The sequence below is a fragment of the Lactobacillus corticis genome (genome assembly GCF_018327645.1).
GTDB classification, from domain to species: domain Bacteria; phylum Bacillota; class Bacilli; order Lactobacillales; family Lactobacillaceae; genus Lactobacillus; species Lactobacillus corticis.
In genome coordinates this window covers 17,539-30,538 of the sequence record NZ_BMAY01000012.1, presented here as the reverse complement: position 1 = coordinate 30,538, position 13,000 = coordinate 17,539, and the positions used below count along the sequence as shown (strand labels likewise).

Annotated in this window: 11 protein-coding genes; 7 read left to right on the top strand and 4 right to left on the bottom strand. The window is 38.1% G+C overall.

The window, feature by feature from the left end:
* Positions 1-6 precede the first annotated feature (6 nt).
* The 4 genes from KI210_RS07195 (at position 7) to KI210_RS07180 (ending at position 4,522) form a co-directional block, all read left to right on the top strand.
* The gene (locus KI210_RS07195) at positions 7-927 is read left to right on the top strand and encodes a DUF7916 family protein (RefSeq protein ID WP_212781206.1); all 921 of its coding nucleotides are present in this window, start codon (positions 7-9) and stop codon (positions 925-927) included.
* Positions 928-948: 21 nt separating this feature from the next.
* A complete protein-coding gene (locus KI210_RS07190; protein WP_212781205.1) occupies positions 949-2,790 on the top strand; it encodes a beta-glucoside-specific PTS transporter subunit IIABC in 1,842 nt (613 codons plus the stop codon).
* A gap of 397 nt (positions 2,791-3,187) precedes the next feature.
* A complete protein-coding gene (locus KI210_RS07185) occupies positions 3,188-4,036 on the top strand; it encodes an NAD(P)H-binding protein (protein WP_212781204.1) in 849 nt (282 codons plus the stop codon).
* A 60-nt stretch (positions 4,037-4,096) separates the two neighbouring features.
* Entirely contained in the window at positions 4,097-4,522 is a 426-nt protein-coding gene (locus tag KI210_RS07180) for an Rrf2 family transcriptional regulator (protein ID WP_212781203.1), read from the top strand.
* A gap of 68 nt (positions 4,523-4,590) precedes the next feature.
* On the opposite strand, the gene vprA is transcribed toward KI210_RS07180, so the two are convergent.
* The gene (gene vprA, locus KI210_RS07175) at positions 4,591-6,033 is read right to left on the bottom strand and encodes a vinyl phenol reductase (protein ID WP_212781202.1); all 1,443 of its coding nucleotides are present in this window, start codon (positions 6,031-6,033) and stop codon (positions 4,591-4,593) included.
* A 114-nt stretch (positions 6,034-6,147) separates the two neighbouring features.
* On the opposite strand from vprA, the gene KI210_RS07170 reads away from it, so the two are divergent.
* Together KI210_RS07170 and KI210_RS07165 are read left to right on the top strand one after the other, a co-directional pair.
* Positions 6,148-7,059 (top strand): LysR family transcriptional regulator, encoded by a 912-nt coding sequence (locus KI210_RS07170; RefSeq protein WP_212781201.1) that lies wholly within the window; start codon positions 6,148-6,150, stop codon positions 7,057-7,059.
* Positions 7,060-7,216: 157 nt separating this feature from the next.
* Positions 7,217-7,810 carry a PepSY domain-containing protein gene (locus KI210_RS07165; protein WP_212781200.1) on the top strand — a complete coding sequence of 198 codons (594 nt, stop codon included), beginning with the start codon at positions 7,217-7,219 and terminating at the stop codon, positions 7,808-7,810.
* A gap of 35 nt (positions 7,811-7,845) precedes the next feature.
* Here KI210_RS07165 and KI210_RS07160 read toward each other — a convergent pair whose 3' ends face one another.
* From KI210_RS07160 to KI210_RS07150, 3 genes are all read right to left on the bottom strand, one after another.
* Positions 7,846-8,850, bottom strand: a complete 1,005-nt coding sequence (locus KI210_RS07160) for an aldo/keto reductase (RefSeq protein ID WP_212781199.1) — start codon at positions 8,848-8,850, stop codon at positions 7,846-7,848.
* Between the two features lie 185 nt (positions 8,851-9,035).
* Positions 9,036-10,463, bottom strand: a complete 1,428-nt coding sequence (locus tag KI210_RS07155; RefSeq protein WP_212781198.1) for a 6-phospho-beta-glucosidase — start codon at positions 10,461-10,463, stop codon at positions 9,036-9,038.
* 132 nt (positions 10,464-10,595) lie between these two features.
* Positions 10,596-11,327: a MurR/RpiR family transcriptional regulator gene (locus tag KI210_RS07150; RefSeq protein ID WP_212781197.1), complete on the bottom strand. Its 732-nt coding sequence runs from the start codon at positions 11,325-11,327 to the stop codon at positions 10,596-10,598.
* A gap of 194 nt (positions 11,328-11,521) precedes the next feature.
* On the opposite strand from KI210_RS07150, the gene KI210_RS07145 reads away from it, so the two are divergent.
* Positions 11,522-12,856: a PTS sugar transporter subunit IIC gene (locus KI210_RS07145; protein WP_212781227.1), complete on the top strand. Its 1,335-nt coding sequence runs from the start codon at positions 11,522-11,524 to the stop codon at positions 12,854-12,856.
* The last annotated feature ends 144 nt before the right edge of the window (positions 12,857-13,000 follow it).

The window sequence follows — 13,000 nt, the reverse complement described above, 5'->3', positions numbered from 1 at the left end:
GTAAAAATGAGCGTTGTTAGACTAATTAGTGCCAAAAGTGACGACATTAGAAAAATGTCTGGACGTGATTTAAAGGAATCTATCAAAAAATCTGAAGGTCGTGTAATTATGGCGCAACACTTATTGTTTGCGTCAACTGGTTTAGTTCGTGGTATTACCAATACGGAATTAAATAAGGCCTTTGGAGCTGATATGATTCTGCTAAATACATATAATTTTGATGATTCAGCAAAAAACCTAGGATTGCAAGGTAACACTGTTCAAGATTTAAAAGATAAAGTTGGAGTACCAGTTGGAATCTATTTGGGATGTCCGGGAAAAGGCAGTACGCAAGATGACCAGATTTACGACAAAAATGGCATGCTAGCTTCTATTGAACACATTAAAAAGCTAAAAGAGCTTGCTCCCGATTACGTAATCTTAGGAGGTAATCCTGGAACCGGTACTAGTTTAGAAGATATTATTTCCGGAACTAAAATGGTTCGAAAAATTTTAGGTCCGGATACGCTCATCTTTGCCGGAAAGTGGGAGGACGGTGTTGATGAAAAAGTCCTCGGAGATCCATTAGCAACATACGATACCAAGGAAGTCATTAAGAGATTAATTGAAGCTGGCGCAGATGTGATTGACTTTCCTGCTCCCGGCTCTCGAAGTGGCATTAGTGTAAGACATATCCAAGAATTAATTGAATTTGTTCACAGTTATCCGAAAGAAACATTAGCTATGAGCTTTTTAGACAGTTCATTAGAAGGTTCGGATACTGAAACAATTAGAGAAATTGCACTGCAAATAAAAGAAACAGGTGCGGATGTAATTGCAATTGGGGATGGTGGTTTTAGCGGATGCCCAATTCCTGAAAATATTTTGCAGCTTTCTACTTCAATCAAAGGTAAACCATACACCTACTTCCGTATGGCTAGTCACTAATAAGAAAGATAGGTTATAAAAATGGCTAAGCAGAAATATAAAGATCAAGCTAAAGAAATTCTTGAATCTGTTGGTGGTCCTAGTAATGTAAGCAATGTTGTGCATTGTGCTACTAGATTGCGCTTTCACTTGAAAGACATGAAAAAGGCTGATAAAGAAGCAACCGAAAAAGTAGACGGGGTTATCCAGGTTGTTGAAAGTGGTGGTCAATATCAAGTAGTTATTGGCAATACCGTTGGTGATGTTTTTGATGTGCTGACTCCAATGCTAGGTGATATGAGCGGATCAGATGATACCGTTGATGAAGATAAGTCTTGGTTCAACAAAGCAATTGATTTAATTTCAGGGATATTTACCCCAATTTTACCTGCTTTGATTGGTGCAGGTATGATCAAGGGGCTATTGATGCTTGCGGTCGAGTTTGGCTTAAGTAAATCAAGTGGGACATACCAAATCTGGTATGCAGCTGGGGATGCTGTTTTCTATTTCTTGCCAATTTTATTAGCAGTAACCTCAGCTAATAAATTCAAGACCAATACGTTCTTGGCTTTAGCTGTAGCTGGTGCCATGGAATATCCTACTTTGGTGAGCCTATTTAGTAAGTCAAGTACACATCTATCATTTTTAGGGATTCCGGTGATCAGTACAACTTATACTTCTTCTGTTTTGCCAATTATCTTCACTGTTTATGTGATGTCAAAAATTGAGCATTTCTGTAATGATCACTTTCATCCTTCAGTTAAGAATGTATTGACCCCATTGCTGACACTTGGAATTACTGTTCCACTAGCATTCCTAATCATTGGGCCTATTATGAACACGCTTGATACTTGGTTGGGAAAAGGGTATACGGCACTTTATGGTGTTAATCCGCTTATTTGTGGTTTGGTCTTTGGTGCTGCTTGGCAGATTCTGGTTATTTTTGGCGTTCACTGGGGAATTGTTCCACTTTGTTATAATAACTTGGCCCTCTATGGTCGTGATACCATCAGTGGAATGATTGGGCCTTCGAACTTTGCGCAAGCTGGGGCTGCCTTTGGGGTATTCTTAAAATCTAAAGATACCAAAAATAGAGAATTATCATTGTCTTCGGCAATTACTGCGCTGTTTAGTATTACTGAACCATCGATTTATGGTGTTAATTTAAAGTTTAAGAAGCCATTCTACATTGCTTGTGTAATGGGAGGCGTTTCCGGTGCAATTACCGGTGCGGCTAATAGTGCTGCCATAGCCTCAACTCCTGTCGGCGTTTTAAGTATTCCGGTATTTGTTGGTAAAGGGTTTATTCCATTTCTGATTGCCATTGCTATTGCCTTCTTTGGTACAGCAATTTTAACCTATCTGTTTGGTTATGATGATTCAATGCTGGAAAAGAAGAAAACAGAACCAGTTGAAGCTTCTACCATCAAAGATGAAACAATTAATAGTCCTGTAAAGGGCACAAGTTTAGCTTTGAGTGATGTAAATGATAGTGTCTTTTCATCACTAAGCTTGGGTGAAGGCATTGCAATTTCTCCAAAAGATAATAATATTTATGCTCCGGTTTCTGGAATTATTCGAGTAGCCTATGAAACTGGCCATGCCTACGGCATTGCGTCTCAAAATGGAGCAGAAGTATTAATTCATGCAGGTATTGATACGGTCAACTTAAATGGCAAGTACTTCAAGAGCCATGTAGAACAAGGAATGAAGGTTGAACAGGGGGATTTAATTGCAGAATTTGATGTTGAAGGAATAAAGAAAGCTGGCTATGATCCAACAGTAATGGAAATTATTACTAATACTGCCGAATATAAGGCCGTACTTCCAGAGCCTTATGGTGAAGTGACAAAGGATAATGCAGTCATTAAGGTAAAAGCCTAATCATGTATCCCTCAACTAGATAACTTTTTGACTGTGGATCTAACATATTGTAGTGTTCCAACAAGAGTATATACTTTATTGAAATTAAGCTATTAAGGGCTGATCAAGTATTTCAGTTCTTAATGCAATTAAAACAAGGAATTAGCAATTGCTAATTCCTTGTTTTTTTATATTTATTTATCTTGGGGATCTGAGTTGTGTTTTAAAAAATGAAGTAGCCAGTGATGCAAGTAAAAAACATTGCTGTTGCTTATCTCTATGCAATCCATGATATCCACTGATTGCTTTTAGGATCTCAACAACTAAACAGCAAATAATGCTTAACCTGTTGACAATAAAAATACACGTAATACAATTAACTTGTAAAACATAAAGCAACAAGTATGGAGGCATAAACATGAAATATGCAGTAACAGCAGCAACTGGTCATTTTGGTCAAGCAGCTGTCAAGACTTTAACTGAATTAGTTGGAAAAGAAAACGTCGTAGTAGTTGCGCGAAATCTCGAAAAAGCTAACAAGCTTTTCCCTGGATATGAAATTCGTCGCGGTGACTACTCCGATGAGCAATCATTGCAAGAAGCACTTACCGGCATCGACCGCGTTTTATTTATTTCATCCCAACCAGGTGGAGAAGTTTCAAGACTCAAGCAACATCAAAATATGGTGGAGGCTTTAAAGCAAACGCAAGTTGACTTTGTCGCTTATACCAGTTTTCCCAATGCTCAAAATGCTGCAACGCCATTAGCTGAAGACCACTGGGCTACTGAAAAGCTGATCAAAGAAAGCGACATTAAGCATGCATTTTTGCGAAACAACTGGTACCTCGAAAATGAAAGTGCCTTTATTAAATCTGCTGCTGACGGACAGGCTGAATATTGGACTAATGGTTTAGCTGGCTGGGCCCTAGAACGGGAATATGCTGAAGCAGCAGCTAAGGTATTGGTTCAAGATAACAACAAGGAAATTTACGAATTTGCCGGCCTAATGAAGACTTATGCTGATCTGGGCAAGGCTGTAGCTGCAGCTGCCGGCAAAGACATTACGGTTAAGCAAGTTAGTGAAGACGAGTACGTCAAGAATTTGCTTAGTCAAGGGATGGACGAAGGAGCTGCCAAATGGCTTTCTTTTGCCCAAGGCATTATTGACGAAGGTACTTTAGATCATCCTAGTTCAGATTTGGCAGATGTGCTTGGTCACCCAACTTTAGCATTGGATCAAGCTGCAGTTGAAATTCTGAAGCGGTAAAACGGGCTTGCAGACCATTCATTTTCCCAGTACAATCGTGTACGGCAGGTGAAAAATCTTATGAAGTACTCACATAAACTGAGCGACGCAATCCATATCATGGTCTATCTCGACATGTTTCAGGATGGCGACCTATCTAGTCGGGCAATTGCTAGCAGTGTGAATTCGAATGCAAGTGTAGTCCGCAGTCTAATGAGCAGTTTGCGTGCAGCAAAGTTAATTCAATCAAAGCAGGGAATTGCGGGGGCAAAACTAACCAAACCAGCTGCGCAAATCAATCTTTATGAAATTTATCGCGCAGTTGAAGGTGAGCAGCAGCTGCTTCATGTTGACCCGAAAACGAACCCAAATTGCGTAATTGGCGGCAATATTCAAACGGTATTGGAAGCTGAGTACCAAAGGATTGCTAATCAAGCTTTTGCTGAGATGAAACGGATTAGTCTGCAGGATATAATTGACGGGATTAAGCGACAAGTTGAACATTAATATATGTAAACCAAAAGACCAAAAGTCAGTTTTGACTTTTGGCCTTTTTAAATAGAGTATGCCGATAATTATTTTGATAAAACGTCAGCAACAAGTTTGCCAGAGAAGAATGAGTAGCCACCTTCGGTACCAGGCATGTTAGGACCATAAGTATCACCAATTAACATCCCGGCGGCATCATTACCAATTGCATATAAACCTGGAATAGCTTGACCATCGTGATCAAGAACTTGATTATTAAGGGTAACTTTTAAGCCACCCATTGTACAAAAGGCACCAACGCCTTGTTCAATGGCGTAAACCGGACCATCGACAACAGGAATCATGAATTTGGCATTCTTTCCAAAGTCTTCGTCTTGCCCCTTAGCTGCTAATTCATTGTAGCGTTTGATTGTTGCTGGCAAGTCAGGCAACGATAGTTTTTCAGCTAATTCATTTACCGAATCAGCTTTGGTTAAGTATTTGGCATCACGAGCTAATTCATCATCGATTTCTTGTTGCAAGTTAGGAAGCTTGTCATCATGATAGTCATAAGTGCCCATTGCCTTGTAAAGGCCAACGTTTTGCAGATGGTCAACTGTTTTTTGGTCTAAAATAGTATAGAACTTGTTTTGCGTAAACAAAGCATTGCCGGCTTCAGAAAAGTTGTCAACTACTTCTTCGTTGACAAAGCGTTTACCTATTTCATTTACCCAGAGCAGGGATTGTTGGTTGGCTGCACCATTAAGTTCATCATAGCGGTAAACATAAATTGGCTTGTCTGGATCCTTAATGTACCCACCAAATAACATTGCCATTCCCATATTGTATCGCTGAGCGCCAGCTTTCCAAGCTAATGAAAGTCCATCACCGGTATTTTTGCCTGAGTTAACTGGAATCAATTGCTTTTCATCATAATTGGTGTAGTCAGCAATCATTTCAGAATTGTTCAAGTAACCACCGGTGGCTAAAACAACGTTATCTCCTTTAACCGTCATTTCATCATTAGATTTAGTATTCTTAATTTTGACACCAGTTACTTTACCGTTTTCAGTAACTAGATCTGTTACTTTGGTTTCCGTAATGATATCAGCACCTAATTCTTTTGCCTTTGGTAAAAGGACTTCGTTAATAACAGCATCTCCGCGGCCTTCGAACAAATGCCAAGTCCGTTCTCCGCTTCCTAAAGGAGCAACGTCGATGTATTCCACGCCTAAGTCACTTAACCATTTAATAATGTCAGCTGAGCCATCGATGTATTGTTTCCAAGTGTTGGTATCGGCCTTATAGTGAGAATATGTTAATTCCTCAGCTAAGGCTGCTTCTTTAGTTAAATGGTAATCTTTGTGTTGTTTTTGCATATATGAATTAACTGCGAAAATACCTTCAACGTAGTTGCCGCTACCACCGGTCTTGTGACCTTTTTCGACAACTAATACGCTTTTTCCATTCTTAGCTGCCTCATAGGCACAAGCTGCGCCACTCGCACCACTACCAACAATGATTAAGTCATATTGTGATTTGAATTCCATGAAATATACCTGCTTCCTAAATAGTTTGTTATCATTTACACATTTATTTTAAAACGGTTTCACGGTAGAATGTATGTGTAAAGTGGTCAGCAGTAGAACATTAAGGTACGGGTAATGGATTCAAATCAATTAAGAATTTTTATTCAAGTTGCACAAGAAGGTAGTTTTGATCGTGTGGCAGACCAAAATTATGTTAGCCAACGTGCTGTTTCGAGACTGGTAAAACGTCTTGAAAATGAAATTGGTTTAAAACTTTTTGAACGTGGGGCAAATCGGATCAAATTAACACCCAGTGGTGAATACTTTGCTAAAAGAGCTGAAGAATATCTCGATGTCATGGATGATGCTATTTATGTTGCACAAGACATCGAAAATAAACAAAAAGAAAATTTGAAAATTGGCTATTTTTCAATATTTGACGGGGTTTTAATGCGAGATGAGATTTTACATTATCAAGCTAGTAAACTCAAACCAGAGATATCGTTTACAACGGTTGAGGAATCAGTTGAGCATATCCTGGCTGATTTATCTTTGCATAGGTTAGATTGTGGCTATATAAATCAGTATGGTAAGTATCGTTTTATCAATCGCAATTTATATAATTTTGTGAATGTTTATCAAAATGAAATGGTGTTAGGGATAAGCAAACAAAATCCACTTGCAGAGAAAGAGATAATTACCGAAAGTGATTTAGTTGGTCAGAGATTGCTTTATTATAGTGTTGAGACAAGTGATTTCATGAGGGATACTTTCTTAGAAACTTTGGGAAAACAATGGAGTTCATTTCATATTAAGAGAGTTTCTTCAATAGAACAATTGATGTTTAATTGCTCATTAAACCATGGTCTTGCGTATATTACTAAAGGATTGGCAGAAAAATTTTTGGCTCCAGACGATAATATAGTTTTTAAATCATTGGCATCGGAAAAGATCGATCAAACATATACTATGCAACTGATTTACCGTAAGGATGATGATTCACTAGCTTTAAAAAAGTTTATTGCTAGTCTGAAAAATATTGATTAACCAAAAGACCAAAAGTCAGTTGTGACTTTTGGCCTTTTTAAATTTTGTTAAAATTGCGAACAAATATTTCACATAAAGTGGAAATTGCGGACCAATTAAGTTATTATAATCATATAAAGAAAAATATACAAATTATAGCCAAATAGGAGGAAGGGTAATGCGTAAATTATGGCTTACAACCGTCTTATTAGGCGGTCTCATCTTAACCGGGTGTCAAAACCAACAAGAAAACTCGGCAAGTCAAAAAACAAGCAGTCAAAGTACATCAGTTCAGTCTAGTAAAAAATCTAGCAGCCAATCATCTTCGACTAGAGCTAAGGCTATTTCAGCTGATAAATTATTTGACCAAGCAATTGCAAAATTTAAAGCTGATCATCCTAAGGCCGTAATCACAGCTTTTAGCTGGGAAGAAGAATATGGTGGCACACAGGTTGAAGTAGAAGGACAAGATCAGAAGCACGAATACACTTTAGTTTTTGATCAAAGCGGCAAATTAATCAGAAAGAATCGCGAGCTTAACGATGAACTTAACTGGAAAGCCGATGCCATTAATCCAGCCAAGGTCATTTCACTTAAAACGGCGTTTGCAAAAGCTAAAACTCAAGCAAGCGGTGTAGTAAAATCAGCTGATTTGGAAAATGACAATGGCACGCTAAAGTGGGAAGTCAAGCTGAGTCACAACCATCAAGAAACAGAAATTAGCTTGGACGCTCAAACTGGCAAGGTCTTGAAAAAAGAATATGATGATTAAAAAAAGCAGTTCACATGAGTGAGCTGCCTTTTTGCTTATTTTTTATCTAAGAGAACCGTCCCTTGGGGCGGGTTGCTTTTAATTGCGCCAACAATTGGATGTGGTTGGTACAATTCTTCAAGATAAGTGATTTCATCTGGTGAGAGCTGGACGTCAAGCGCACTTACGGCGTCGTCCAAGTGGTGAGGCTTGCTGGTTCCGATAATCGGGGCAGTTACCCCTTTAGCCCATTGCCAAGCTAAGGCTACTGCTGCCATAGTGGTATGATGCTTTTCACTAATTTCATGGACGCGTTCAACAATTGGATAATCAGCATCTTCCATTCGGTCATACTTTCCCCGAATTACGCGGTCGGTTTGGCTGCGCTTGGTATTGACGGTCCAACCTAAATGGGCTAGGTGACCTCCTGCTAAAGGACTATAAGGCATCAAAGAAACATGATATTGTTTGCAGATCGGAATTAATTCTCGTTCATCTTCACGATAGAGTAAATTGTAGTGGTTTTCCATGGTTTGAAATTGAGCTAAACCATTTTCTTGGGCAAAAACCTGCATATTGTGGAATTGATAGCCATACATGGCAGAAGCACCGATAGCCCGGACTTTTCCTGCTTTTACCAAATCATTTAAAGCCGTCATGGTTTCCTCAATTGGCGTATCATAATCGAAGCGGTGAATTATATATAGGTCTAAGTAGTCTGTTCCTAGCCGCTTGAGCGTGCCTTCAATTTCCCGGTTAATGGCTGCTTTTGAGAGCCGGCCAGGGTTAAAGTAAACCTTCGATGCAATAACTACCTTAGAGCGATCTACTTTTGCGTCTTTCAATGCCCGACCTAAATACTCTTCGCTGGTACCTTTCGAGTAAACATTTGCCGTATCGAAAAAGTTTAGTCCTAAGTCGAGTGCGTGTTCGATGGCAGTTTTGGAATCTTGGTAGTTTAAGGTCCAATCATGCATAGAGCCCGGTTGTCCAAAACTCATGCAGCCAACGGCAAGCGGCGAGACCTTGAGGTCGGTATTGCCTAAAGTTGTATATTTCATAGCAAAATCCTTTCTATAAAACTGTTCATCTTAAGCATAAAAGTTATTACAAGTGGCTTCCAATACCAAGAACTTATCGTTAAAGATAAGCAGGGAGTATGGTTCACTAAAAAAGACGCCTGCGGGAGGCGTCTTCTTTACAAAATTTCTTTGAAATAGATTTAGGTGTAAGCGAGATTTTTTTATTAATCTATTTCATTACCGTTTGTAGCAATAACATTTTTATACCAGTAGAACGAGTCTTTTGGATATCTTTTATAAGAACCATTACCGTAATCGTCTGCATCTACATATATGAAGCCATATCGTTTTTTCATTTCTCCAGTTGAGGCACTGACAAGATCAATACATCCCCATGGGAGATATCCTATTAAATCGACTTCATCTTCAACTACAGCTTTCTTCATTTCTCTAATATGATTTCGAAGATACTCTATTCTATAAGTGTCGTGTACTTTTAAATCAGGTGTTAATTCATCGTATGCGCCAACTCCATTTTCCACAATGAACAAGGGCTTATGCCATCTGGAGGTCATCCAATTTAAAGAATATCGTAAACCGACTGGATCAATGGCCCAACCCCAGTCGTTAGTTTTTATATTGGGATTTGGAACAAGATCTTGATATTCCCGATAATCCATATGATCAGTATACTTAACACTAAATGACATATAGTATGAAAAAGCAACATAATCAACGGTTCCGTTCTCTAGAATTTGGAGATCGTTTTTAGTAATGTCCATATCGTATTGTTTCTTTTGGAAATATGATAATAAAAAGTTGGGATAATGCCCATTGACATGAACATCTCCAAAATATAAGCGAGTATCCATCGCACGTTGAGCAAACAGCACATCCTCTGGTTTGGATGAGTTAGGATAAATAGGGCAAAAGGCTAACATGCATCCTATTTGCAATGATGGATCAATTGCATGACCAATTTGAACGGCCTCTGCACTTGCTACTAATTCATAATGTGCAGCTTGATACATTAATTTCTGTCGGTCATCATTAGGCTTGAATTTTATTCCTGAGTTTTCATAAACCGAAAGAGTACTTTGGTAATTGGTCTGATTATTAATTTCATTGAAAGTCATCCAATATTTGACCTTACTGTGGTACCGTTCAAAGCAAACATGAGCAAAGCGAACAAAGAAGTCAATTACTTTTCTGTTTGACCATCCACCGTACTTATTTACTAAATGAATTGGCATTTCAAAATGTGACAAAGTTACGACTGGTTGGATGTTGTATTTGAGAAGCTCGTCAAATAGATTGTCGTAAAACTTCAATCCTGCTTCATTTGGAGTTTGTTCATCACCGTTTGGAAAGATTCTGGTCCAAGCAATTGAAGTTCGAAATGCTTTAAATCCCATGTCAGACATTAATTTAACGTCTTCTTTATAATGATGGTAAAAGTCATTTCCAACGTGATTAGGATAATATTTATCTGACTCAATTGTTTTTGTTATTTTCCTGGGCTGGTCCTTATTACCCAATGTCATAAAGTCAGCAATTGATAAGCCTTTTCCGTCTTTGTCATAAGCACCTTCCAATTGATGAGCTGCAACAGCACCACCCCACAAAAAATTATTATTGAAACTTTTTTGCATAAAAAAACTCCTTTCTTGCTGCTTTTAACCAAGATTATATGGTAATTAAATGGTAGATTACAGTAATAGAGGAGCTTTTGGCATAGGACAGTAAAAAAGGTTGGATTATCAATCCTGAAACGCAGTGTTCCATTAATTTGACAACATGCTTTCCAAAATACTATCAATTTTTTCAATTATGTACATTACAGGAACTTGTGAGGATAGATCATTTCCATTAACTAATCTATGAGTCTCTTCGTAGTAAGGCAACACATAGCGACTCATTTTAGCAATGGAACTTTTCTCGTCACTTGTAATACAGATAATAGTTACATCCTCATTATTTACAAAGTCATTTATTAGCTCAATTAATTCAACAGAGTTACCTGAAACGGAAAAGCATAATAGTATATCATTTGTGGTATTTTTTAATTTCGAACTTAAAGGATAAAAAGGATCGGAAACGGGAGTAGTGTTGATTCCCAGAGAAGCCAATCTTCTAGCGGCATACTCAGCTAAAAATCCAGATTCACCCATTCCCAAAGTTGTCACATTATCACTTTGATAAATTTCATTAGCTACTACAATAAGACGACTTTCAATGTCTTTAGGAAAGCTGTTCTCATCCACAAATTTGAATGATAGTGAACTAGTGTCTGTATGTAGATTGGTATTTTTTAGATAGGCTTTAAATTCTGGGAATCTATTAAATCCTATTTTATGAATAAAACGCATTACCGATGAACTAGAAACGTTTGCGTTAGTTGCAATATCGCGGACGCGCATATATACAACTTCATTCACATTTTGAGTGACGTAGCGATAAATTGTCATGTCGACGTCAGAAAGTGATGATAAATTCTTAAATCCAAAAAATGCCATACTTAAATCTCCATAGATATCTATTAAGGATAGGTTATCATACTCTAATTATTTTTGGAACATAGTGTTTCATCTATGAAATATTGAGCTAAAAAAAACTTACATACCTAAGGATGTTAAAACTATTGATTATAAGAAATCGCTTACATAAAATTGTAGTTGAAAAGGATGTAAAGGTTAGAGGGGAGAAAAAAATGCAAAACTTCATAAACACAAAAATACTGCCTCCTATCATGAAATTTGTAAATACAAGGCCTATTGTTGCCTTGAAGGATGGTATGGTCCTTTCATTACCATTTATTATGGTAGGATCGGTTTTCTTGCTCCTTGCTTCATTTCCAATTCCAGCAGTTGCTAATTGGATGACAGCAACTGGCTTGACCCAATATTGGAATCAAGCATATAATGCATCATTTGGAATAGTAGCTGTGTTTGCTGTTATTGGTATCGCTAATACTTGGGCAAAAAATGATGGTGTAGAGGGACTACCGGCAGGAATGACAGCCTTTGTTGGCTTTTTGATTATTATGAATCCGACGACTGCCGTAATGAATGGTAGTAAAACAGTAATTTCAGCTAGCCAAGCACCTACTTTATTACAAGGATTTATTGATAGAACTTGGCTTGGTGGCCAAGGTATGATTGCTGCTATTATTGTTGGCCTTTTTACCGGTTGGATTTATTCATGGTTTGTAACTCATAAGATTACTATTAAGTTACCTGATCAAGTTCCACCAGCAGTTGCTAACTCTTTTATCGCCTTGATTCCTTCTGCTGTCTTAACCTGTTGGTGGCTTTTAGTATACATTTTCTTTGAAAAAGTTGCTCACACCACAATGACCCAATGGATCTATTCAACAATTCAAACTCCACTACAAGGTGTAACTGATTCATTCGGAGGGATCTTGCTGTTGACATTGTTGGTACCATTCTTCTGGTTCTTTGGTGTCCATGGCTCTACTTTGGTAGGTGGTATTGCGGGACCTATTTTGAGTGCAAATGCGTTAGAAAATGCAGCTATTTTCAAAAAAATGGGTTACGTTGATGGTGCTCACGGTGGCCATATTGTAATTCAAGGGTTATTTGACCAGTTCTCAACTGTTACTGGTGCAGGGATGACAATTGGATTGGTAGTATTCATGTGCTTTTTTGCCAAGTCTCAACAAATGAAGAGCATTGGTAAGCTAGCCTTAATCCCAGGAATCTTTAATATCAATGAGCCAGTTTTATTTGGTATTCCTATTGTGATGAACCCTCTATTGGCATTACCATTCTTTATAATGCCACCATTGTCGGCAGGCTCTACTTATCTCTTGATTAAGGCCGGTATTTTACCTTATCTAAACGGTGTACAAGTTCCATGGACAACACCGCCAATTGTATCAGGTTTCTTAATTGGAGGATGGAAAGTCGCAATTTGGCAAGCCATAATACTTGTTGTTTCATTCTTTGTTTACCTTCCGTTCGCTCGGAGCTATGACAATATGCTATATGAAAAGGAACAAAATGCAGTTGTTAATGATAAATAATATTGTCTACTAAAAAGGCGCCCGCAGGGGGCGCCTTTTTTGAAGGCAGACAAACATAACTTGCACCCCCTCTAACTTTTCATTTAAAGAAACAACGGACAAGTTAGACTTGTCAATAGACACATTTTTTGTGCCAGGGCAGTG